The following is a 22,786-nucleotide window of genomic DNA, read 5'->3' as shown; positions in this document are numbered from 1 at the left end:
CGTGCAGCAGTCGATCTATGCGGCGTCGGCCCGCACCGGTGCTGCGGGGAAGGGGCGCGCGGCGAGCGCGGGGTACGCCCGGTGGACCTGCGCGGCGACGACCGCGGCGACGACCGCCTTGATCACGTCGCCCGGCAGGTAGGTGAGGTTCGCGGCGAACGCGCCGGAGACCGTGAGATCCGTCTTCAGGAGCATGCCGGGGATGCCGAATGCGTACAGCACCACGATGCCGCCGATCACGTTGACGGCGATGCCGCCGAAGACGTTGTACTTGGGCAGCATCTTGTAGCTGAGCCATCCGATGACGGCCGCCGCGGGCAGCCAGCCGATCAGGAAGCCCGCCGTGGGGCTGGCCAGGGAGACGAGCGTGGTCCGCCCACCGGCGAGGACCGGCAGCGCCAGACCGAGGACGATCACCGTGAGCACCGACAACGTGCCCTTGCGGGGGCCGAGGAGGGCGCCGGCGAGCATGACGCCGAGGGTTTGCAGTGTGATCGGTACCGCCGAGCCGCCGACGTTGATCGTGCCGGGCAGACCCAGCGCCACGATGAGGGCTGCGAAGACGGCGATCTGCGCCAGATCGCGGGCGGTGTTGCGGGGAGTGCCCGTGGGGGATGACGGCGACACGGCTATCGACTGCTCCTCGTGGTGTTCGCGAACGGGACGGATCGGGTCCAACCCGCCGAGCTTATGTCAACCCGCCGGTCACGACGTATCCCAGTCCGGTCGGCGGCCTCAGGGTGATCACCCATCTTTCCCTGAACTTGCCGCTGAGCTGCTGATTTCCGATTCGGCACGTGCAACCATCGAGGTGCCGCGCTCGTAGGATCGTAGGTAGAGAACCAAGCAGGAGGCACATCGTGTTCTGGAAGATTGTCGGCATCGTGGCGCTGGTGTGGATCGCGTTCATGTTGGTCGGTGCGCTGGTGAAGGGGCTGTTCTGGATCTTGGCGGTGAGCGCGATCGTGTTCGGGCTCTACATGCTGTTCAAGGCGATGTCGGGAACCTCCGGCAGCGATCGCAGCACCGACAAGACCCGGTTCTAGCGTCCGGCCAGGTGACGATCGACGAGGTCGGCGAATGCGCGGCCGGTCGGCGTCACCAGCGTCGGTTTCGAGATCATGTGCACCGTGCGGATCGGGGCGTCGGCGATCCGCAGCAGATGCAGTCCGGGGCGGGTGATCGCGTCGGACTCCGGTAGGAAGCCCACTCCGACGCCGGCCGCGGTGAGTGCGGCCACCAACGTCGCCGAACCGGCCTGCGCCACGACGGTGCGCGGCAGGCCCGCCATGGTGAACGCGTCGTCGCTCTGACGACGCGCCCCCGTTCCCTCCGGGAAGTCGATGGTCGGCACCCCGGCGAGGTCGAGCAGGGTGACCGCGGTGCGGGACGTCCACGGATGTTCCGGTCCGACGACGGCGACGAGCTGTTCGGTGCCGAGCACGCGGGCGGTCAGCCCGGCGCGGGGCCGGGTGTGCCACAGCCCGATGAATCCGAGGTCGAGGTCGCCGGCGTCGACCTGCTCGACGATCGATTCACTCATCGACGACACGACGTGCCCGTCCACCCCGGGGTTCGCCTCCAGGAACGTTCGGACGAGTGCGGCGAGGTCGACCTGGGTGAGGGTCGTGATGGTGCCGATCCGAAGGGTGCCGCTGACGGTGCGTCCGGTGGCGGACACTTCGCCCCGGAGCCGTTCGGCCGCCGCGAGCACCTCCCGGGCGTGGAGCACGAAGGATTCACCGGCTTCGGTCAGTTCCACGCGGCGGCTCGTGCGGATGAAGAGCGGGGTCCCGAGTTCGTGCTCGAGCTGTTGCACCTGGTGGCTGAGGGCGGACTGGGCGACGTGGAGGCGCCCGGCGGCACGGGTGAAGTGCCTCTCCTCGGCGACCGCGATCGCGTATCGCAGCTGGCGCAGTTCCATCGCACTACCTCGATCTGGTTTGACGATCAATCCGATCTGATTCAGATGTTAGACAGATGATTGCTCGGGGTAAAGAATTGCTCGCGTGAGTGTCACCGAATCCCGAACCCCGACCCGTCCGGTGCTGTCGCCGGGACTGCTCCTCGTCATGGCCGTCGCCACCGGTCTGTGCGTGGGCGGCAACTACTTCAACCAGCCGCTGCTGGACTCGATCGCGTCGGCCCTGGACGTGGATCAGTCGACTGCCGCGGTGACCGTCACCGTGTCGCAGGTGTTCTACGGGCTCGGGCTGATGTTCCTGGTGCCGCTGGGGGACCTGTGGGACCGACGGGTGCTGAGCGTCGGGCTGATGCTGCTCGCCGCCGTCGGCCAGGCCGTCTGCGGGTTCGCGCCGTCGATCGGGTGGCTCATGGTGGGCACCGCGATGGCGGGCCTGTTCTCGGTGGCGGCGCAGGTGCTCGTGCCGTTTGCCGCCCAACTCGCCGAACCGGGGCGCTCCGCGACCGCGGTCGGCACCGTGATGAGCGGCCTCATGGTCGGGATCCTGCTGGCCCGCAGTGTCGCCGGACTGCTCACGCCCCTGGGGGGATGGCAGACCGTGTACCGCGTGAGTGCGGTCGCGATGCTGCTGATCGCCGCAGTGCTGTGGCGGGCGCTGCCGAGTTCGCGGGATCGGCACGGTCTGGGCTACGGCGCGATCCTCGCGTCCATGGGTGCGCTCCTGCGCGATCAGCCCCGCCTGCGCACGGCGACGGCCATGAGCGCGCTCAGCTTCGCGGCCGCGAGCACGGTCTTCGCGGCGATGGCGTTCGTGCTCGCGGCCGAACCGTTCGGCCTCGACGACGTCGCGATCGGACTCGTGGGGCTGGCTGGTGTCGCGGGTGCGGTGATGGCGAACGTGGCCGGACGTCTCGCTGATCGGGGGCTCGCGCAGGCGACCGCCGGCGTGGGGGCGGTGGTGCTGCTCGCGTCGTGGGTGCTGTTCGGACTCGGCGGCACCAGCCTGCTCGCGTTCGTACTCGCGGTCCTGATCTCGGATGTCGCGCTCAAGTGTGTGCACGTGAGCAATCAGGGTGTCATCTACGCGCTTGCGCCGCAGGCGCGCTCGCGCGTGACGGCGGTCTACATGACCGGGTACTTCGTAGGCGGCGCTGCCGGATCCGCGCTGGGGTCGCTGGTGTGGGCGACGCACGGGTGGGCCGGGGTGTGCTGGGCGGGCGCGGGCCTGTCGCTCGCCGTTCTCGCGGTGTGGTGGCTCGATCTGCGCGTTTCCGCGCGCGCGGTCGCCGCCGCGGAGGCATCCTGAGGACATGGAACCCATTCCCGAGGACTGGCAGCGCGGGTTGGTGATCGTCGCCCATCCCGACGACATCGAATACGGGGCCGCGGCGGCTGTCGCCCGATGGACGGACCAGGGCAAGGACATTCGGTACGTCCTGGTCACGAGCGGTGAGGCGGGGATCGCGGGCCTGCACCCCCAGCAGTCCGGGCCGCTGCGCGAGGACGAGGAGCGACGTTCGGCCGCGATCGTGGGTGTGTCGAAGGTGGAATTCCTCGGCTATCCCGACGGCCGGATCGAATACGGGCCGGATCTGCGCAGGGACCTGGCCCGGGTGATCCGGACGCACTGCCCCGAGATGGTCGTCACGATGAACCACCGCGAGACGTGGGGGCCGGGGTTCCTGAACAGCGCCGACCACCGGGCCGTCGGGCTCGGTGTCCTCGACGCCGTCGCCGACGCCGCGAACGAGTGGATCTTCCCCGAGCTCACCGAACCGCCGTGGGCGGGCGTGCGGTGGGCCGCCGTGAACACGATGGTCGGGACCACGCACGCGGTGGACGTCGCCGCGACGGTCGAGCGCGCCGTCGAATCGCTGTGCGAGCACCGCGCGTACCTCGAGGCGCTCAGCGACGAACCGGTGTTGGACCAGGCGGCCCGGCAGATCGAGATGTCCACCGGGCCCAAGCCTGGATTCGACGCCGAACGGGCCGTCGGCTTCGAGTTGTACGTCTTCGGCGGCTGACCGCCTAGTCGAGTGGGGCTCCGACGATGACGCGTCCCGCACCCGGGACGGCCTCGACGTCGATCGGCAACTGCCCGACGAACTCGCCGTCGGCGTACGACGTGACGGGGATGCCGGTCTCCAGCCGCAGCTTTCGGGTCCGGAACGTCTGCACCTCGTCGAGGTCGACGTGCGTGCCCTTGTAGACGGTGGGGAACAGGCGCACCAGCTTGAACCGGCCACCCGACGCGACCACGGTGACGTCGAGGAGGCCGTCGTCGAGTTTCGCATTCGGTGTGATGAGCATGCCGCCGCCGTAGGAGGTGCCGTTGCCGACCGACACCATCGTCGCGTCGAGTTCGATGGTGCGGTCGTCGAGCACGATCCGGTAGGGGATCGGCTTCAGCCGCGCCAGTTCGACCACCATCGCGAGGTTGTAGCGCATCGGGCCCTTGGGCCACCGCATCCGGTTGGCGCGGTCGGTGACGAGGGCGTCGAATCCGCTCGACAGCACGGTGCCGAACCAGCGGTCGCCGGTCCGCGCCAGGTCGACGGTCGCGACGTCGCCCGCGGCGATGATGTCGGCGGCCGCCACCGGGTCGTCGACCGGGATGTGGAACAGGCGCGCGTGGTCGTTGCCGGTGCCGCCGGGGACGATGCCCAGCGGAGTCCCGGTCTGCGCCAACGCCTGCCACGCGATGCTGACCAGGCCGTCGCCGCCGGCGGCGACCAGTGCGTCGGTGCCTTCGGCGACGGCCTTGCGTGCCAGTTCCAATGCCTCGTCCGCGGACCGGCCCTCGATCTCGGTGACCGTGACGCCGCGTTCCCGCAGACGGGCCACGGCGGCGGCGGACGCCCACGGGGCGTGGCCGCTGCCCGCGGCCGGATTCGTCAGGACCGTGACCGATTTCGTCATGGGATGAGCTTGCCAGGGTTGAGGATTCCGGCGGGGTCGATTGCGTCCTTGACCGCCCGCAGGACGCGCGCACCCAGCGGACCGACCTCGGTCTCCATCCACGGCCGATGGTCGCGGCCCACCGCGTGGTGGTGGGTGATGGTGCCGCCCGCGGCCATGATCGCATCGCCCGCGGCGCGCTTGGCGGTGGCCCACTGCGACAGTGGATCGTCGGCCTGTGCGCACACCACGGTGAAGTACAGCGACGCACCGGTGGGGTAGGTGTGCGAGATGTGGCACATCACGAGGGCCGGCGTGCCCTGTGCCGCAAGCGATTCGGTGAGAGCAGTGGTGACTGCGGTGCGCAGGTTCGCGAGATTGGACCAGCGCGTGGCGGTTTCGAGGGTCTCGGCGATCGCGCCCGCGTTCAGCAGCGCGTCACGCAGGTACGGGGCGTCGAAGCGGCCGTGCTCCCACGACTGTGCGGGCCCCTCACCCAGTGCGGTGCCACCGGACGCGGCGAGCAGTGCGGTCGCCTCGGCGTAGCGGGCCTCGACGTGGGCGTCGGTGCCCTCGAAGGTGGTGATGGCGAGGCAGCCCGCGGTGGGGCTGTCGCCGCCGATGTCGCCGGCCAGCGCCAGGTTGATGCCGGTCTCGGCCTCGTCGGACAGACGCATCACGGTGGGCGCGGACCCGGACTGGACGACGGCGCGCAGCGCGGCGGCGCCGGTCTCGAAGTCGGGGAACGACCAGGCCTGGTACCCGGTGCGTTCGGGGACCGGGTGCACGCGCAGGCCCACCTCGGTGATGATGCCGAGAGTGCCCTCGGAGCCGACGAACAACTCGCGCAGGTCGGGGCCGGCCGCCGAGGCGGGACCGCGTCCGAGGTCGAGGGTGCCGGACGGGGTGGCGACGCGCAGCCACTCGACCATGTCGTCGAAGCGGCCGTACCCGGCGGACGCCTGTCCCGATGACCGGGTCGCGGCGAACCCGCCGATCGTGGCGAACTGGAAGCTCTGCGGGAAGTGGCCGAGGGAGAACCCGTGCTCGCCGAGGACCTGCTCCGCCTGCGGGCCGGTCAGGCCGGCCTGCAGCGTCGCGACGCCGGACACCGGATCCAGATCGGTGAGCGCGTTCAGTCGCTGCAGGTCGAGGGCGACTACTGAGTGGAACCGGCCGCGGGCGGGGTCGACACCGCCGACGACGCTGGTGCCGCCGCCGAACGGGACCACCGCGACACCCTCGGCCGCGCAGAACCGCAGCAGTGCCAGCACCTCGTCGTGCGAGCCGGGCAGCAGGACCGCGTCAGGAGCGTCCTGCGGGTCGGTGGCCTTGCGGCGCAGCAGGTCCGGGGTGCTCTTGCCGCCGGCGTGCCGCAGGCGGGACGCGTCGTCGGTGCGGACGTGGTCGGCGCCGAGGAGTTCGCGGAGGGCGGCGATGAGGGCGTGGCCGAGGGTGCTCTCGCGCAGCGTCACGTCGGACTCGGTGGGCGGCGCTGCCTGTTCGACGGAGACCCCGAGTGCCTGCTGGAGCAGGGTCGTGATCTGCGGCGACAGGTGTCGGCGGGACTCGGCGACACCCCAGGCGTCCCACTCCATGGTGGGGGCCGTGGTGGCGGGGACTTCGGGCACGAAGGCATCGGACATGCGTTACAGTGTTACACACGATGTCTATCTGTAACGAAGTTTCCGGATCTGCCGGGGAGTCTCCGAGTGTCGACGACCAGATCCTCGACGCGGCACGCTCGTGCGTGCTCGACTTCGGGCTGCGTCGCACGACGCTCGCCGAGGTCGCCCGCCGCGCCGGCGTGAGTCGGCCCACCGTGTACCGGCGTTGGCCGGACACCCGGGCGGTCGTCGCCGACCTGCTGACCCGCGAGATCCGTACGGCGATCCCGGACATGATCGGTGACGCTCCCGCGCGGCTCCAGCTCGTGCAGGCCGTCGTCGACGTCGCGACGGAGATGCGCGATCACCCCCTGTTCGAGAAGATCCTGCGATCCGACCCGGACATGCTCATGACGTACGTCGTCGATCGACTCGGAACGAGTCAGCGGGCCATCGTCGAGGTGGTCGCGGCCGCCATCGCCGCCGGACAGCACGACGGCTCGATCCGCACCGCAGACCCGGTGCACATGGCGACGATGGTGCTGCTCACCGTCCAGTCGGCGGTCCAGTCGGCGCGGATGGTGGCCGAGCTGCTGCCGGCGGCCGCGCTCGTCGAGGAACTGCGTGTCGCCGTCGACTCCTATCTAGCGCCACGCTCGGTGCTCTGACCACCGACCACCACCGACCCACTTCCAGGAGGAACAGTGCAGGACAATGCGCAGTCCGCGCTCAACGCCCAGCGTCGCAGTCGGGAACTGTCCGATCTCGGGGACGGCGGTGTCGTCGACGTCCTGGTGATCGGTGGCGGCATCACCGGCGTCGGAACGGCACTGGACGCCGCGTCGCGCGGCCTGCGCACGGTGCTGGTCGACAAGCACGACCTCGCCTTCGGGACCAGCCGGTGGAGTTCGAAGCTGGCGCACGGCGGACTGCGGTACCTGGCGTCCGGCAATGTCGGGATCGCGCGGGAGAGTGCCGTCGAGCGCGGAATCCTCATGACGCGGACGGCGCCGCACCTCGTGCGGGCACTGCCGCAGTTGGTGCCGCTGCTGCCGTCGGTCAGCTTCTTCGAGAAGTCCCTGGTCCGGACCGGATTCCTCGCAGGTGACGCGTTGCGGATCACCGCTCGGACGCCCGCGTCGGTGCTGCCGCGGTCCCGTCGGGTCGGGGCGGCGCGGGCCGCGCAGCTCGCGCCCGCCGTCCGCCGCGACGGCCTGCGTGGCGGTCTCCTGGCGTTCGACGGACAGCTGGTCGACGACGCCCGTCTCGTCGTGGCCCTCGCCCGGACCGCGGCCGCCCACAGTGCGACGATCCTGACCCGCGTCGGCGCGTACGACGTGACCGGCGAGTCGGCCCGCCTGCGGGACGAGATCACCGGCGAGGAGATGACGATCCGTGCCCGAGCCGTCGTCAATGCCGCGGGTGTCTGGGCCGGGCAGGTGGACCCGGACATCCGGCTCAAGCCCAGTCGCGGCACGCACCTGGTGCTGCCCGCGGAGTTGTTGGGGAACCCCACCGCGGCGCTCACCGTGCCCATCCCGGGCGAGACCAACCGTTTCGTGTTCGCGCTGCCGGCGCAGCTGGGGCGCGTGTACCTGGGCCTGACCGACGAGGCCGTCGACGGTCCGCTGCCCGACGTCCCCGCCGCATCCGACGGCGAGATCGATTTTCTGCTCGACACCGTCAACACCGCGCTGGCCACTCCGATCACGCGCGCCGACGTCGTCGGCACGTACGCGGGTCTGCGCCCGCTCCTCGACAGCGGCGAGGGGAAGACCGCGGATCTGTCCCGCAACCATGCGGTGCTGCGCTCGTCGAACGGTGTCGTCAGTGTGGTCGGCGGCAAGCTCACGACGTACCGGAAGATGGCGCAGGATGCGGTCGATGCGGCCGTCGCTGCAGGCGGTCTGACGGCGCGATCGTGCGTGACGACGGACCTGCCCGCAGTCGGGGCCACGCGCACCGCGCCTCGCAACCTGCCGCCGTCGCTGGTCGCGCGGTACGGCAGCGAAGCGGGCCTGGTGGCCGAGGCGGGGGCGCTCACGCCGATCGCCGAGGGTATCGACGTCACGCATGCCGAACTGGCGTTCGCGGTGAGCCACGAGGGCGCGCTCGACGTCGACGATCTGCTCGACCGCCGCACCCGGATCGGATTGGTCGCGGCCGATCGGGAGCGGGCGATGCCAGCCGCGGAGGACGCGTTGACCCGCGACTGATCGCGGCAGTGTCAGGGGCCGGTGATCGCGACAGCGTCACGGCCGAGTGAACCGCGAGTAGGAAGGGGCGCGCGAATACCGTTGCGGGCGTAGCGTCGAATGTCATGAGTATTCGACTCGGGTACCAGATTCCGAACTTCAGCTACTCGACTCCCGTCCGCGACCTGTTTCCGACTGTCATCGCCCAGGCTCGGGAGGCGGAGGCGGCCGGATTCGACGCCGTGTTCGTGATGGACCACTTCTACCAACTGCCGGGGATCGGCGAGCCCGACGAGCCGATGCTAGAGGCCTACACGGCACTGGCCGGAATCGCGACGGCCACCGACTCGATCCAATTGTCCGCACTGGTCACCGGCAACACCTACCGGAACCCGGCGATGCTCGCCAAGACGGTGTCCACGCTCGACGTCGTCAGCGGCGGCCGGGCGGTCCTCGGCATCGGCGCCGGCTGGTTCGAGCTCGAACACCAGCAGTTGGGATTCGAGTTCGGCACGTTCACCGACCGGTTCGAGCGGCTCACGGAGGCGCTCGCGATCATCTCGCCGATGCTCCACGGCGACCGGCCGACGTTCGAGGGCAAGTGGTACCACGTCGAGAACGCGATCAACGAGCCCCGCATCCGCGACGACCTGCCGATCATGCTCGGTGGCGGCGGCGAGAAGAAGACGTTCGGACTCGCGGCCCGCTACGCCGACCACCTCAACATCATCGCGAACGCGACCGAGCTGCCGCGCAAACTCGAGGCCCTCGCACAGCGCTGCGAGGAGGTCGACCGTGACCCGAAGACGCTCGAGACGAGCTTTCTCGCGTTCGTGATGCTCGACGAGGACGGGGACAGGGCCCGCGAGATGCAGCGCGAGTTCCTGCTGTCGCGTGGCGTGGACCTGTCGGCACTGTCGGTGGCCGAGCGGGCCGTCGCGACGGATCGGCAGTTCGTCGGCAGCCCGGACGAGGTGGCCGAGCAGATCAAGACCCGGGTACTCGACGTGGGCGTCGACGGCGTGATCGTCAATCTGGTGGCCAACGGACACCAGCCGGGCATCGTCGAACTGGTCGGTCGCACCCTCGGACCGCTCGTTCGCGGCTGACCGCAGGCGCGCGACCGAAACCCGCGCAGCGCGGAATCGCTGACCGCGCTGCAGCGGGCCGCCGGTGTGGCACCCTGAGCGGATGCGAGTAGCTGTTGTCGCCGGACCAGAGGCCGGTCATGCCGTCCCGGCCCTGGCGCTGTGTCGGAAATTCGTTGCCGCGGGCGACGATCCGGTGTTCTTCTCCGCGGGACGGTGGCTCGACGTCGCACGTGGCATCGGGATCGAGGCGCGCAAGCTCGGTGGTCTCGCGCCACGCGAGTTCGACGACGACTCCGACTCCGGATCGAAGATCCACGGTCGGGCGGCGCACGTCTCGACGGCGCTGCTGCCCGACATGCGTGACGTCGCGCCCGATCTCGTGGTGTCCGACATCATCACCGTCGGCGGCGGCATGGCTGCCGAACGGCTCGGGGTGCCGTGGGTGGAGTTGTCGCCGCACCCGCTGTACCTGCCGTCGAAGGGCCTGCCGCCCATCGGGTCGGGTATGGCGCCCGGCACCGGTGTCGGCGGCCGCCTCCGGGACACGCTGCTGCGGGCCGCGACCGCGCCGTCGATCCGGAAGGGGCGGGTCCAGCGCAGCGAGGCGCGGGTGAGCGTCGGCCTGTCCGCCCGGGACCCGGGCCCGGCGGCGCGGCTGATCGCGACCCTGCCCGCGCTCGAGGTGCCGCGCCCGGACTGGCCGTCGAACGCGCATGTCGTCGGGCCGCTCGTGTGGGAGCCTGCCGACAACGTGCTCGACCCGCCGCCGGGGGACGGGCCGCTGGTGGTCCTGGCGCCGTCCACCGCGTCGACTGGGGCCGGCGGCATGCTCGACACGGCGATCCGGGCGCTCGACGGGCTGGGTGTGCGGATGCTCGTGACCCTGTTCGAGAAGCCCGAGATCGATCTGCCGGACTGGGTGCGTGCCGGGTACGGGCGGCAGGACGAGATGCTGCGGAATGCGTCGGCGCTGATCTGCGGCGCCGGCCACGGTGTGCTCGCGAAGGGACTCCTGGCAGGTGTGCCGGCGGTGACGGTCCCCGGTGGCGGGGACCAGTGGGAGGTCGCGAACCGGGTCGCCCGTGGCGGTCTGGGGGTGATGATCCGCCCGCTGGAGGTCGCGACGCTGCGGGACGCGGTGCGGAAGGTCCTCGACGACCCGGCCTACGCTGCCGCCGCGCGGCGGGCGGCCGACGGGATCGCGGACGTCGCCGACCCGGTCGCGGTGTGCCGGGCGGCGGCATGAGCGGCGTGGCGGTCCGGCCGATTCCGCTACGGTGGCACATGTGCGACTGACCGAATTCCATGATCTCGTCCGGGAAGAGTTCGGACAGGTACGCGGCGACTCCCTGCTGGTCGACCACGTCATCCTCAGTCTGGGCGGGAAGACCGCCGTCGACGCCATCGAGGACGGCGAGGATCCCCGCGCGGTGTGGCGCGCGCTGTGCGACGAGTTCGACGTTCCGCCGCAGCGTAGATAGCGCGGCGCCGGCGGTGCGGCACCCCCGCCGGTGATTGACTCGAACAGATGTTCGCTTATGCTGGGATCATCCGTTGTCGTCCACACGTTGCGGCTGAGTGCGGCGGTTCGGACCGTTCGAGCCGGCGAAGTTGTCGGTACCGGGCTCTAACCTGATCCCAGATCGCTGGACGAGACTTCGAAAAGGGGACCACGATGGCACCACAGGCACACGACCGCGACAAGGCGCTCGAGCTGGCTCTGGCACAGATCGACAAGAGCTTCGGCAAGGGCTCGGTGATGCGTCTGGGTGAGGAGGCTCATCAGCCCATCGCCGTGATCCCCACCGGATCGATCGCGCTGGACGTGGCGCTGGGTATCGGCGGTCTGCCCCGCGGACGCGTCGTCGAGATCTACGGTCCGGAGTCCTCGGGTAAGACGACGGTCGCGCTGCACGCGGTGGCGAACGCGCAGGCCGCCGGCGGCATCGCGGCGTTCATCGACGCCGAGCACGCGCTCGATCCGGAGTACGCCCGCAAGCTCGGTGTCGACACCGACGCCCTCCTGGTCTCGCAGCCCGACACCGGTGAGCAGGCGCTCGAGATCGCGGACATGCTGATCCGTTCCGGCGCCCTCGACATCATCGTCGTCGACTCGGTGGCCGCGCTGGTGCCGCGTGCCGAGATCGAGGGCGAGATGGGCGACAGCCACGTCGGTCTGCAGGCGCGACTGATGAGCCAGGCGCTGCGCAAGATGACCGGTGCCCTCAACAACTCGGGCACCACGGCGATCTTCATCAACCAGCTGCGCGAGAAGATCGGTGTGATGTTCGGCTCGCCCGAGACCACGACCGGTGGTAAGGCGCTCAAGTTCTACTCCTCGGTCCGCCTCGACGTCCGCCGCATCGAGACGCTCAAGGACGGCACCGACGCGGTCGGTAACCGCACCCGCGTCAAGGTCGTCAAGAACAAGGTGTCGCCGCCGTTCAAGCAGGCCGAGTTCGACATCCTCTACGGCCAGGGCATCAGCAAGGAGGGCTCGCTGATCGACATGGGCGTCGAGCACGGGTTCATCCGCAAGTCCGGATCCTGGTACACGTACGAGGGCGATCAGCTGGGCCAGGGCAAGGAGAATGCCCGCAAGTTCCTGCTCGAGAACACCGACATCCGCGACGAGATCGAGAAGAAGATCAAGGAGAAGCTCGGTATCGGTGCGGTCGTGACCGACGACAGTGCCGAGTCGGCCGACTTCTAGGCCGGTGAGTGTCGTACCCCGCCCGGCCGGCGATGCCGATCGGGCGGGGGAGAACCACCCAACGATGATTGACGACGAAACGGATCACGGCCCCGAACGGCGCACGAGCCGCTCGGGAAGGGGGCGTTCACGGGGTCGCCAGGTCGGCCCGGACGGGGAACCGTTCGAACTCCAGGGCTCCCCGGAGACGCTCGCGGCGCGGGCCAAGGACGTGTGTCTGCGGCTGCTCACCGATCGTGCGCGCAGCCGCGCGGAACTCGAGCAGAAGCTGGCGCAGAAGGGCTACCCGCAGGCCGTCGTGGAGCGAGTCCTCGACCGCCTCGCCGAGGTCGGCCTCGTCGACGATGCCGCGTTCGCGGAGCAGTGGGTCCACTCTCGGCACACCTACTCCGGTCGCGGCCGGCGGGCACTCGCAACGGAACTGCGCCGCAAGGGCATCGACCAGCAGACGTCCACCGAGGCGCTGTCGCAGATCAGTTCCGACGACGAACACGAGAAGGCCGCCGAACTGGTCCGCAAGAAGCTCGTACGTATCACCGCTGAGGACATCGCAGACCGCGACGACAGAGAAAAATTGATGCGCCGACTCGTCGGCATGCTCGCGCGCCGCGGCTACCCGGCATCCATGTCGTTCGCCGTCGTCAAGGCGGAACTGGACGACCTCGGCTCGGAAACGTAAAGGGCTCGCGGAGGATTGATTCCTCCGCGAGCCCTTCACGGTGCTCGTACCGTCAGAGTCGCGGCTGCGACTTCACGGTGTCGCTGAAATCGTCGATGCCGGGGGCGCCGTCGAGTTCGTTGGTGTCGATCGGCACGACGACCGGGCGGGTGCCCTTCTTGCCGCCGCTGCGGAGCCGCTTCTCGAGCCACGTCGCGAAGGACGTGAGCGCGAAGTTGATGATCACCATGATCACGCCGACCACGACCAGTGCAGCGAAGAAGTTGCGGTAGTACGACGCCGCCTGCTGGCCGCTGCGGATCAGCTCGATGTAGCCGATCTGGTAGCCGAGCGCCGAGTCCTTCAGCGCAACCACCATCTGAGACACCAGGGCCGGCAGCATCGTGGTGATCGCCTGCGGCAGCAGGATCAGCCGCATCATCTGGCCCTTGCGCATACCGAGCGCTGACGCGGCCTCGGTCTGACCCTTCGGCAGCGACAGGATGCCGGCCCGCAGGATCTCGGCGATGACCGAGCCGTTGTACAGGGTCAGGCCCACGACGACCGCGGCCAGCGCCAGCTGGTTCGACGGGAACACGCCGTACTGGGCGAACGCCTGGTAGGCGAAGATCATCAGGATCAGCACCGGAATCGCCCGGAAGAACTCCACGAACGCGCCGCAGATCCAGCGGACCCACCGGTGATCGGAGAGTCGACCGATGCCGAGGACCGCGCCGAGGATCAGCGCGAACACGATCGACAGGGACGCCGCGAGCAGCGTGCCCTTCAGGCCCGGCAGTAGGTAGGTGGTCCACGTGAAGTGGTCCAGGAACGGCGACCACTTGTCGGCCTCGAGCTGGCCGTTGTCGGCCAGCACGTTGAGCACGTACAGCGCGACCGCGACGAGGACGATGCCGAAGACGATCGCGATCAGCCGGTTCCGTACCCGGGCCCGGGGGCCGGGGATGTCGAAGAGAACGCTCGACTGCTGGGTCATCGCTTCACCGCCAGACGCTTGCCGAGGTAACCGAACAGGAAGCCGACCGGCAGCGTCAGGATCATGAATCCGATCGCGAAGATCGCGAAGACGAGGAACAGCTTGTCGGCCTCGTTCTCGATCATCGTCTTCATGAGCAGTGACGCCTCGGCCACACCGATGGCCGAAGCGATCGTGGTGTTCTTCGTCAACGCGATCAGCACGCTGCCCAGGGGCGCGATGACCGCGCGGAACGCCTGCGGCAGCACGATCATCCGGACACTCTGGGTGAACGTCAGGCCCAGCGAGCGGGCCGCCTCGGCCTGGCCGAGCGGAACGGTGTTGATGCCCGACCGCAGCGACTCGCACACGAAAGCGGCGGTGTAGACGACGAACCCGAGCACCGCGAGCCGGAAGTTGTTCTGATCGATGAACTTCGGGGAGTCCTCGGGGGCGAAGTACACGCCCAGGTTCTGGTAGAGGCCCACCGAGCAGAACACGATGATGAGCGTCAGCGGTGTGTTGCGGAAGATGTTGACGTACCAGGTCGCGAAGATCCGGAGGATCGGCACGGGGGAGACCCGCATCGCGGCGAGGAGCGTGCCCCAGATCAGGGCGCCGAGCGCCGACCAGAAGGTGAGCTGCACCGTTGTCCAGAACGCGCTGACCAGCTGATCACCGTAAGTATCAAGTAGTCCCATTTCACCTCCTCCGCATCAGTACCGGTCGACGGCCGGCGGCGCGGGAAGCGCATAGCCGGACTCGCCCATGGTGTCCTCGAGTGCCCGCTGCCAGGCCCCGGTCGCGATCATGTCCTCGATCGCATCGTTGATCTTCATCCGTGCTTCCGTATCGCCCTTCGGTAGACCGACTCCGTAGGGCTCGGTGGTGAACGGTTCACCGGCAAGCTTGAACTCACCGGGGTACTGGGCGGAGTATCCGGCCAGGATGATGTCGTCCGTGGTCAGGGCGTCGACCTTGCCGCGGTGCAGAGCCTCGACGCACGACGAGTAGCTGTCGAACTGCTGCAGCTGCACGCCGGGGTACGATTTCTTGATCTTCTGCGCCGGGGTGGAGCCCGACACCGAACACAGCTTCTTCCCACCTTGGAGGGACTCGGGTCCGGTGATCGTGTCGTCATCGGCGCGGACCAGAAGCGACTGCCCCGCGATGTAGTACGGGCCGGCGAAGTCGACGACCTTCTTGCGGTTGTCGGTGATCGAGTACGTGCCGACGACGAAGTCGACCTCGCCGTTCTTGATCAAGTTCTCGCGCTGCGCCGACGGGGCCTCGCGCCACGTGATGCCGCTCTCGGGAACACCCAGGTAGTTCGCGATGTACTTGGCGACCTCGACGTCGAAGCCGGTCATCGTCTTGTCCGGCTCGCGCAGCGCCAGTCCGGGCTGGTCGTACTTGGTGCCGATGGTGAGGTGCCCGTCGGCGGCGTCGGCGAGCACGTCCCGTGGCTCGCTGCTGCCGCACGCCGAGGCCGTCAGCACGACCGCGGTGAGGGCTGCGACGACGGACAGGATGCGGGGGGATCTGATTCGTCTCATGGTGTTTTCCTCCGCCCCGGTGTCAGTGGCCGAGGATCTTGCCGAGGAAGTCCTTGGCGCGATCGGACTCGGGTGCGGTGAAGAACGTGTCGGGGTCGGAGTCCTCGATGATCGAACCGTCGGCCATGAAGATGATCCGGTCGGCGGCCTTGCGCGCGAATCCCATCTCGTGGGTGACGACGATCATGGTCATGCCTTCCTTGGCGAGGTTGACCATGACGTCGAGGACCTCGTTGACCATCTCGGGGTCCAGCGCGGAGGTGGGCTCGTCGAAGAGCATCACCTTGGGATCCATCGCGAGCGACCGGGCGATCGCCACGCGCTGCTGCTGTCCGCCGGACAGCTGCGCGGGGTACTTGTCGGCCTGCGACTCGATGCCGACCCTCTCGAGGAGCGCCAGGGCGCGCTCCTTCGCCTCGGCCTTGTCGATCTTGCGGACCTTGACCGGCGCCAGCATCACGTTCTCGAGCACGGTCTTGTGGGCGAACAGGTTGAAGCTCTGGAACACCATCCCGACGTCCGAGCGCAGCCGCGCGAGGGCACGGCCCTCGGCGGGGACTGCGACGCCGTCGATCGTGATGGAGCCGTTGTCGATCGGCTCGAGTCGATTGATCGTGCGGCACAGCGTCGACTTGCCGGACCCCGAGGGGCCGAGCATCACGACGACCTGGCCGGCCGGAATCTCGAGTTCGATGTTCCGTAGAACGTGCAGGTCGCCGTAGTGCTTGTCGACACCCTTCATCAAGATCATCGACGGGGTCCCGGGAGCCGTTCCGGTTGTCTCAGGCTGCGTCATAACGCGTAACCCTATATGGACTTTTTGCGTACCCGCTGGTCTAGAGCCGATCGATCTTGAACGATACAGTCGCGGCGGTCGCCTTCGGTGGACCAATGTGGCCCCGACAGGCGGTTTTGTGCGGGGCCGTACCCTGGACGCGTGGAGACGATCGACCAGAACGCCGGGCGCAGTTACGAGGTCCGCACGTACGGCTGTCAGATGAACGTGCACGACTCCGAGCGGCTCTCGGGTCTACTCGAGGACGCCGGTTACACCAGGGCTGTGCCGGGGGAGCAGGCCGACCTCGTGGTCTTCAATACCTGTGCGGTGCGTGAGAACGCCGACAACAAGCTGTACGGGAATCTGAGCCATCTCGCTCCGGTCAAGGAGGAGCGCCCCGGGATGCAGATCGCCGTCGGCGGCTGTCTCGCGCAGAAGGACCGCGACACGGTGGTGAAGAAGGCCCCGTGGGTCGACGTCGTGTTCGGCACCCACAACATCGGTTCGCTGCCGGCGCTGCTCGAGCGGGCCCGTCACAATCAGAAGGCCGAGGTCGAGATCCTCGAATCGCTCGAGGCGTTCCCGTCGACACTGCCGGCCAAGCGCGAGTCCGCCTACGCCGGATGGGTGTCGATCTCCGTCGGCTGCAACAACACCTGCACGTTCTGCATCGTGCCCGCGCTGCGCGGCAAGGAGGTCGACCGGCGCCCCGGCGACATCCTCGCCGAGGTCCAGGCGCTCGTGAACGAGGGTGTCCTCGAGGTGACACTGCTCGGGCAGAACGTCAACTCGTACGGCGTCTCGTTCGCCGACCCCGAGATCCCGCGGGACCGCGGCGCCTTCGCGAAGCTGCTGAGTGCGTGCGGGCAGATCGAGGGGCTCGAGCGGGTGCGGTTCACGTCCCCGCATCCGGCGGAGTTCACCGACGACGTCATCGAGGCGATGGCGACCACCCCCAACGTGTGTCCGCAGCTGCACATGCCGCTGCAGTCCGGCTCGGATCGGGTCCTCAAGGCGATGCGCCGGTCGTACCGCAGCGCGAAGTTCCTCGGAATCATCGAGAAGGTTCGTGCCGCGATGCCGCATGCCGCGATCACGACCGACATCATCGTCGGCTTCCCGGGGGAGACCGAGGAGGATTTCCAGGCGACCCTCGACGTGGTGCGGCAGGCGCGGTTCACGAGCGCCTTCACGTTCCAGTACTCCAAGCGTCCGGGCACCCCGGCCGCCGAGATGGACGGCCAGCTGCCGAAAGCCGTTGTGCAGGAACGCTACGACCGGCTGATCGCGCTGCAGGAGGAGATCACCCTCGACGAGAATCGCAAGCTCGTCGGCACCGAGGTGGAACTGCTGGTGACCGCGGGCGACGGCCGCAAGAACGCCGAGACCGCGCGCATGAGCGGACGCGCACGAGACGGTCGCCTGGTGCACTTCCGTCCCGAGGGCAACCTCGACGGCGACCTGCGCCCCGGCGACGTGATCACCGTCGTCGTGACCGGTGCTGCCCCGCACCACCTGGTCGCGGACAATCTCGTCCTCACCCACCGGCGCACCCGCGCCGGCGACTCGTTCGAACGAGGGGTCACGCCGAAGACCCCGCCGATCGGTGTCGGGCTGGGGCTGCCGCAGGTCGGCGCCCCCGCACCGCTGCCAGCACAGATGGGATGCAACGCATGAGCACCTCGGACAGCGGCGACGCTTCCGGTAGCGAGAACCGGCCGGACCGAGACGGCCCGGGTGTCCCGGGCGTTCCGGATCCGATGGACGAGTACCAGAAGGACTTCGAGGCCGCCGAGAAGAAGGTCGCGGGGGAGATCGACCCCGGCATGCGCGCAGTCGTCGTGGCCGTGTGCGTGCTGGTGCTCCTGCTGTCGTTCACGCTGCCGCACACCGGATCCGTGAACGGCTGGGACGTACTCGTCGGCAATCAGGACGCGATCGACGAGAACATCAAGCTGCCGTCGCGCATCTTCGTGTGGATGGCACTCGTGTTCGGCGGAGTCTTCTCGATTCTCGCGCTCGTGACCCGGCGGTGGGTGCTGGCGTGGATCGCGTTGGCCGGTACCGCGGTGTCGGCGGTGTTCGGCATGCTCGCGATCTGGTCGCGGCAGACCCTCCCGGCGACTGAGGCCTCGAGTTCGGGTCCGGGATTCGGTCTCGTGCTGGGCTGGATCACGGTCATCGTCCTGACCTTCCACTGGATCAAGGTGGTGTGGAGCCGGACCGCGGTGCAGCTCGCCCCCCCCCCCCCCCCCACCCCTCACTCGTTACCGATCAGAGCTCGTTGACGGCGCCCTCGGCGGCTTCGGCCCACTCACGCCACTGCTTGGCCTGGGCGAGGGCCTTCTCCGCGTCCTTGGTCTTGCCTGCCGCGGTGGCCTTGGCGGCCTGCTCCTCGAACTGGGCGACGCGCTCACGGAACTGGGCGGCCCGCGCCAGTGCCTCGGGATCGGTGCGGCGCCACTCCGAGTCGGCGGCCTCGCGCACGCGCTTCTCGATGGCGCGGAGCTTGCCTTCGAGATCGTGCATCCGCTCGCGCGGAACCTTGCCGATCGCGTCCCACTTCTCCTGCAGGTCGCGCAGCGCCGCGCGAGCCGCCTCGAGATCCTTGTCGGGATCGATGGCACTCGCGGACTTCAGCAGCTCTTCCTTGGCGACGGCGTTCTGCGCGAACTCCGCGTCGCGTTCGGACGCCGCGGCGTTGCGGGCGGCGAAGAAGACGTCCTGCGCCTCCTTGAAACGGCGCCACAGGGCGTCGTCCGCTTCGCGGGGCGCCCGTCCGGCGGCCTTCCACTCGGCGAGCAGGTCCCGGAACTCGCCTGCCGTCGGACCCCAGTCAGTGGAGGTCGCCAACGCCTCGGCCTGGGTGACGAGCTCCTCCTTGCGGGACTTCGCGCCGGCGCGCTCCCGATCGAGTTCGGCGAAGTGTGTGCCTCGCCGGCGGTTGAAGGCCTCGCGGGCCTTCGAGTACCGCTTCCACAGGGCGTCGTCGGTCTTGCGATCGAGTCCCCGGATGGTCTTCCACTCGTCGAGGATCTCGCGCAGCCGGTCACCCGCGACCTTCCACTGGGTGGATTCGTTGCCGATCTGCTCGGCCTCGGCCGCGAGCGCCTCCTTGCGGGAGGTCTGCTCCTGCCGCGATTGCTCCTTGTCTTGCTTCTCCTGCTCCTCGGCCTGCGCGGAGCCCGCGATGATCGCCGTCAAACGAACGCTCAGTGTGTCGATGTCGCCGATGACCGCCGCGGTGGGGAGTGACTCGGCGAGCGCCGCGGCTGCGGCCCGGGTCTTCTTGGCATCGCCGGCACCGGAGGCCAGGCGCGTCTCGAGGAGCGTCACCTCGGTCGCCAGGTCGTCGTACCGTCGTCCGAAGTGCGCGAGGCCCTCGGCGGCGTCCCCTGCCTGCCACGAGCCGATCTGTCGTTCGCCGTCGGCCGTCTTGACCCACGCGGTGCCGTCGTCGTCGACCCGGCCGAACAGGCTGGGATCGCTGGTGGCCACGGCGGGCATGGCGTGGGTCGGAGCCGGACCGGGCTTGGGCGAGCTCGATGTCACGGCACCCGGCTTGGCGGCGCCGGGCTTGGGGACACCCGGCTTGGGGGTACCCGGCTTGGGTGCGTTGCTCTCGGTCATAGCTCCTCGTCTCTGCCGCGCGTCACGGCTGCCTGATCGCACTGTCGCCTCCCACCTGGGTCCGTCGGTCGATCGGAAATGGTGGGAGCCTGCAGCGACTGTTCAAGACTATTGAAACAGGTATGACCCTCCGAGGGCGTCACCTCGGGTCGACTACCGTGGCGCAGTGTGTTGACCGCCGCTGCTTTCGTGCCCTCGCCCCCGCTGCTGGTGCCCCAATTGGCCGGGGCCGCAGCGCCCGAAACCGACCGGTTGCGCCGAGCCGTGCTGGATGTGTCCGGCAGGCTGGGCGAGGCGTGCGGGCAGTGGACCGTGATCGGTGTCGCCGATCCCGGTGCGCCCGCCGCCGAGATCTCCCCCGAATCGTGCGGCACCTTCGCGGGATTCGGGGTCGACGTGCGAGTGTGCCTGGCGCCCGGCGAATCCGACCGCGGCGAGGTCGACCCGGCGATGCCGCTCGCGGCTCTCGTCGCCGGGTGGTTGCGCGGGCGCGCCGCACCGTCGGCCACGGTCCGGGTGCGAATCCTCGCGCCCGACACGCCGATCGCCGAGTGCGTGCGCCTGGGGGAGCAGTTGCGCCACGAACTCGACGCGTCGCCGTCGCCGCAGGGACTTCTGGTCGTGGCGGACGGCGCGAACACGCTGACGGACAAGGCTCCCGGGTCGCTCGACGAGCGGTCTGCAGATGTCGAGGCGGTGCTCGGTCGGGCCCTCGCGAGCGGTGACTGTGGGGCGCTCGGAGGTCTCGACGCCCGGTTGTGCGGCGAGATCGGGCTGTCCGGCCGTGCTGCGTGGCAGACACTTTCGGCCGCGTTCGGCGGCCCGGACGGCGGTCCGCGCAAGGCGGAGTCGCTGTATTCAGGGGCGCCTTTCGGGGTCGGCTACCACGTCGGGATGTGGCTGCCGTGACCGATCAGGGTCGTACTCCGATCGCCGTCGTGGGTCCCACTGCCACCGGGAAGTCGGATCTGGGCCTGGATCTCGCGGAACGGCTGGGCGGCGAGATCGTCAACATCGACGCGATGCAGCTCTACCGCGGGATGGATGTGGGCACCGCGAAGCTGAGCGTGCCGGAGCGGCGTGGAATCGTCCACCACCAGCTCGATGTGCTGGACGTCACCGAGACCGCGACGGTGGCGCGGTACCAGGAGTCGGCGCGCCGCGACATCGAGGACATCCGCGCGCGGGGCGCAGTGCCGATCATCGTGGGCGGTTCGATGATGTACGTGCAGTCGCTGCTCGACGAGTGGGCGTTCCCGGCGACCGATCCGCAGATCCGGGCGCACTGGGAGTCCGTGCTCGCCGAACGCGGCGTGGCCGCGGTGCACGCGGAGCTCGCGCGGGTGGATCTGGAGGCGGCGGCGTCGATCCTGCCGACGGACGGGCGGCGGATCGTGCGGGCACTCGAGGTCGTGCAGCTCACCGGCAAGCCGTTCGCCGCGTCCGCGCCGAAGATCGGTGAACCGCGTTGGGGGACCGTCATCGTCGGTGTGGACCGCGAGACCGAGGCGCTCGACGCGCGGATCCGGTTGCGCACCGAGCTGATGTTCGATCGGGGCCTGGTCGACGAGGTGCGGGCGCTGGTCGAGGTGGGGCTCCGTGAGGGTGTGACCGCGCAGCGGGCCATCGGGTACGCGCAGGTGCTGGCCATGCTGGACGGCGAGTACGACCTCGCCGAGGCGGTGGAGCGCACGTTCATCGGTACCCGTCGGTACGTCCGCCGGCAGCGGTCGTGGTTCCGGCGGGATCCGCGAGTGCACTGGGTGGACGGGGCCGATCCGAACCTCGTCGAGGCCGCGCTGGAGCATGCGGACCGGTCGCTAGAGTGAGTCCCATGGAATTCAGCAAGGGCCACGGCACCGAGAACGACTTCGTGATCCTGCCGGATCCGGACGCCGATCTCGCGTTGCCCGCACACCGGATCGCCGCGCTGTGCGACCGCCGTCGCGGGCTCGGAGCCGACGGCCTGCTGCGGGTGGCCCGTGCCGGCGCGCTCGCGGCGGTGGGCGTGCTGGCCGAACTGCCCCAGGGCGTCGGTCCCGACGACTGGTTCATGGACTACCGCAACGGTGACGGCTCGATCGCCGAGATGTGCGGCAACGGTGTCCGGGTCTTCGCGCACTACCTGCGCGCGACCGGCCTCGAGCTGCACGACGAGTTCGTCGTGGGCAGCCGCGCCGGTGCCCGACCCGTCCGGGTGCACGCGGCCGACCACGTGTACGGCGACGTGACCGTCGACATGGGACAGGTGCGCGAGCTCGGGTCGTCGACCGCAACGGTCGGCGGGCGCGTGCTAGACGGCATCGGCATCGACGTCGGTAACCCCCACCTCGCGTGCGTCGACCCCACTCTCACATCCGCGACACTCGCGGCGCTGGATCTGACGGCGGCGCCCGGATTCGATCCCGGATTCTTCCCGCAGGGCGTCAACATCGAGATCCTCACCCCGCTCGCCGACGGTGCAGTGGAGATGCGCGTGCACGAGCGCGGCGTGGGCGAGACCCGGTCGTGCGGCACGGGCACCGTCGCGGCCGCCGCCGCGGCGCTGCGGGCATCCGGCGACACCGACGGCAAGGTCGAGGTGCGGGTGCCTGGCGGCCGTGTGGAGGTGTCGATCGACGGTGGTCGGGCGGCGCTACGGGGGCCGTCGGTGCTGGTCGCGTCCGGCACGGTCGACGACCGCTGGTGGACCGAGCTGGGTTGATGCCGGGCTCGCCCGGGTGCCGGGTGGCGGTCAGAAATGCGCGTGCACGCCGGTCT

At 69.3% G+C, this 22,786-nt stretch carries 24 protein-coding genes; 15 read left to right on the top strand and 9 right to left on the bottom strand.

Going from position 1 to position 22,786, the window contains the following annotated elements:
• Positions 1-15: 15 nt before the first annotated feature.
• Positions 16-627: a biotin transporter BioY gene (locus AB4Z09_RS00445; RefSeq protein WP_114720030.1), complete on the bottom strand. Its 612-nt coding sequence runs from the start codon at positions 625-627 to the stop codon at positions 16-18.
• Positions 628-860: 233 nt separating this feature from the next.
• On the opposite strand from AB4Z09_RS00445, the gene AB4Z09_RS00440 reads away from it, so the two are divergent.
• Entirely contained in the window at positions 861-1,046 is a 186-nt protein-coding gene (locus AB4Z09_RS00440; RefSeq protein WP_114719812.1) for a hypothetical protein, read from the top strand.
• Here AB4Z09_RS00440 and AB4Z09_RS00435 read toward each other — a convergent pair.
• Complete coding sequence (locus AB4Z09_RS00435) at positions 1,043-1,924, bottom strand: LysR family transcriptional regulator (protein ID WP_442238979.1); 882 nt, start codon at positions 1,922-1,924, stop codon at positions 1,043-1,045. The genes AB4Z09_RS00440 and AB4Z09_RS00435 overlap by 4 nt on opposite strands.
• Before the next feature lie 85 nt (positions 1,925-2,009).
• Here AB4Z09_RS00435 and AB4Z09_RS00430 point away from each other — a divergent pair, with 85 nt between their 5' ends.
• Positions 2,010-3,230 (top strand): MFS transporter, encoded by a 1,221-nt coding sequence (locus AB4Z09_RS00430; protein WP_114719816.1) that lies wholly within the window; start codon positions 2,010-2,012, stop codon positions 3,228-3,230.
• A 4-nt stretch (positions 3,231-3,234) separates the two neighbouring features.
• Positions 3,235-3,948 (top strand): PIG-L deacetylase family protein, encoded by a 714-nt coding sequence (locus AB4Z09_RS00425; protein ID WP_442238978.1) that lies wholly within the window; start codon positions 3,235-3,237, stop codon positions 3,946-3,948.
• A 4-nt stretch (positions 3,949-3,952) separates the two neighbouring features.
• On the opposite strand, the gene AB4Z09_RS00420 is transcribed toward AB4Z09_RS00425, so the two are convergent.
• Positions 3,953-4,843, bottom strand: a complete 891-nt coding sequence (locus tag AB4Z09_RS00420; RefSeq protein ID WP_114719820.1) for a diacylglycerol kinase — start codon at positions 4,841-4,843, stop codon at positions 3,953-3,955.
• Positions 4,840-6,468, bottom strand: a complete 1,629-nt coding sequence (locus AB4Z09_RS00415) for an FAD-binding oxidoreductase (protein ID WP_442238977.1) — start codon at positions 6,466-6,468, stop codon at positions 4,840-4,842. The genes AB4Z09_RS00420 and AB4Z09_RS00415 overlap by 4 nt, the downstream gene beginning before the upstream one ends.
• 20 nt (positions 6,469-6,488) lie before the next feature.
• Here AB4Z09_RS00415 and AB4Z09_RS00410 point away from each other — a divergent pair, with 20 nt between their 5' ends.
• From AB4Z09_RS00410 to recX, 7 genes are all read left to right on the top strand, one after another.
• Positions 6,489-7,097 (top strand): TetR/AcrR family transcriptional regulator, encoded by a 609-nt coding sequence (locus tag AB4Z09_RS00410; protein WP_114719824.1) that lies wholly within the window; start codon positions 6,489-6,491, stop codon positions 7,095-7,097.
• Between the two features lie 36 nt (positions 7,098-7,133).
• Entirely contained in the window at positions 7,134-8,645 is a 1,512-nt protein-coding gene (locus tag AB4Z09_RS00405; protein WP_429519038.1) for a glycerol-3-phosphate dehydrogenase/oxidase, read from the top strand.
• A 104-nt stretch (positions 8,646-8,749) separates the two neighbouring features.
• Complete coding sequence (locus AB4Z09_RS00400; protein WP_114719827.1) at positions 8,750-9,733, top strand: LLM class F420-dependent oxidoreductase; 984 nt, start codon at positions 8,750-8,752, stop codon at positions 9,731-9,733.
• A gap of 82 nt (positions 9,734-9,815) precedes the next feature.
• On the top strand, positions 9,816-10,961 hold the full coding sequence (locus AB4Z09_RS00395) for a glycosyltransferase (RefSeq protein WP_174909738.1): 1,146 nt from the start codon (positions 9,816-9,818) through the stop codon (positions 10,959-10,961).
• Between the two features lie 40 nt (positions 10,962-11,001).
• Entirely contained in the window at positions 11,002-11,196 is a 195-nt protein-coding gene (locus tag AB4Z09_RS00390) for a DUF3046 domain-containing protein (RefSeq protein ID WP_114719831.1), read from the top strand.
• Positions 11,197-11,390: 194 nt separating this feature from the next.
• The gene (gene recA / locus AB4Z09_RS00385; protein WP_114719833.1) at positions 11,391-12,428 is read left to right on the top strand and encodes a recombinase RecA; all 1,038 of its coding nucleotides are present in this window, start codon (positions 11,391-11,393) and stop codon (positions 12,426-12,428) included.
• Between the two features lie 64 nt (positions 12,429-12,492).
• Positions 12,493-13,107 carry a recombination regulator RecX gene (gene recX / locus AB4Z09_RS00380; protein WP_174909740.1) on the top strand — a complete coding sequence of 205 codons (615 nt, stop codon included), beginning with the start codon at positions 12,493-12,495 and terminating at the stop codon, positions 13,105-13,107.
• Between the two features lie 52 nt (positions 13,108-13,159).
• On the opposite strand, the gene AB4Z09_RS00375 is transcribed toward recX, so the two are convergent.
• Genes AB4Z09_RS00375 through AB4Z09_RS00360 form a run of 4 tightly spaced genes read right to left on the bottom strand, consistent with a single transcriptional unit; the run spans position 13,160 to position 16,369 of the window.
• A complete protein-coding gene (locus tag AB4Z09_RS00375) occupies positions 13,160-14,083 on the bottom strand; it encodes an amino acid ABC transporter permease (RefSeq protein WP_174909742.1) in 924 nt (307 codons plus the stop codon).
• Positions 14,080-14,763: an amino acid ABC transporter permease gene (locus AB4Z09_RS00370; RefSeq protein ID WP_114719839.1), complete on the bottom strand. Its 684-nt coding sequence runs from the start codon at positions 14,761-14,763 to the stop codon at positions 14,080-14,082. The genes AB4Z09_RS00375 and AB4Z09_RS00370 overlap by 4 nt, the downstream gene beginning before the upstream one ends.
• A 15-nt stretch (positions 14,764-14,778) precedes the next feature.
• Positions 14,779-15,618, bottom strand: a complete 840-nt coding sequence (locus AB4Z09_RS00365) for a glutamate ABC transporter substrate-binding protein (protein ID WP_114719841.1) — start codon at positions 15,616-15,618, stop codon at positions 14,779-14,781.
• A gap of 22 nt (positions 15,619-15,640) precedes the next feature.
• Positions 15,641-16,369 carry an amino acid ABC transporter ATP-binding protein gene (locus tag AB4Z09_RS00360; RefSeq protein WP_174909744.1) on the bottom strand — a complete coding sequence of 243 codons (729 nt, stop codon included), beginning with the start codon at positions 16,367-16,369 and terminating at the stop codon, positions 15,641-15,643.
• Positions 16,370-16,555: 186 nt separating this feature from the next.
• Between AB4Z09_RS00360 and miaB the strand changes: the two genes are divergently transcribed.
• Together miaB and AB4Z09_RS00350 are read left to right on the top strand one after the other, a co-directional pair.
• Positions 16,556-18,073 carry a tRNA (N6-isopentenyl adenosine(37)-C2)-methylthiotransferase MiaB gene (miaB, locus tag AB4Z09_RS00355; protein WP_114719845.1) on the top strand — a complete coding sequence of 506 codons (1,518 nt, stop codon included), beginning with the start codon at positions 16,556-16,558 and terminating at the stop codon, positions 18,071-18,073.
• Entirely contained in the window at positions 18,061-18,684 is a 624-nt protein-coding gene (locus AB4Z09_RS00350; protein ID WP_442238976.1) for an Rv2732c family membrane protein, read from the top strand. The genes miaB and AB4Z09_RS00350 overlap by 13 nt, the downstream gene beginning before the upstream one ends.
• Here the strand turns inward: AB4Z09_RS00350 and AB4Z09_RS00345 are convergent.
• Positions 18,671-20,026 carry a DUF349 domain-containing protein gene (locus AB4Z09_RS00345; RefSeq protein WP_114719849.1) on the bottom strand — a complete coding sequence of 452 codons (1,356 nt, stop codon included), beginning with the start codon at positions 20,024-20,026 and terminating at the stop codon, positions 18,671-18,673. The genes AB4Z09_RS00350 and AB4Z09_RS00345 overlap by 14 nt on opposite strands.
• Positions 20,027-20,194: 168 nt before the next feature.
• Here AB4Z09_RS00345 and AB4Z09_RS00340 point away from each other — a divergent pair, with 168 nt between their 5' ends.
• The 3 genes from AB4Z09_RS00340 to dapF are packed head-to-tail and all read left to right on the top strand — an operon-like array spanning position 20,195 to position 22,730.
• Positions 20,195-20,935: a hypothetical protein gene (locus AB4Z09_RS00340; protein ID WP_174909746.1), complete on the top strand. Its 741-nt coding sequence runs from the start codon at positions 20,195-20,197 to the stop codon at positions 20,933-20,935.
• Entirely contained in the window at positions 20,923-21,855 is a 933-nt protein-coding gene (miaA, locus tag AB4Z09_RS00335; RefSeq protein WP_442238975.1) for a tRNA (adenosine(37)-N6)-dimethylallyltransferase MiaA, read from the top strand. The genes AB4Z09_RS00340 and miaA overlap by 13 nt, the downstream gene beginning before the upstream one ends.
• 5 nt (positions 21,856-21,860) lie before the next feature.
• The gene (gene dapF / locus AB4Z09_RS00330) at positions 21,861-22,730 is read left to right on the top strand and encodes a diaminopimelate epimerase (protein ID WP_442238974.1); all 870 of its coding nucleotides are present in this window, start codon (positions 21,861-21,863) and stop codon (positions 22,728-22,730) included.
• The last annotated feature ends 56 nt before the right edge of the window (positions 22,731-22,786 follow it).

The organism is Rhodococcus sp. TAF43 (assembly GCF_052113525.1).
In the GTDB taxonomy this organism is placed as follows: Bacteria; Actinomycetota; Actinomycetes; order Mycobacteriales; family Mycobacteriaceae; genus Prescottella.
This window is presented reverse-complemented; position numbering and strand designations above follow the sequence as displayed.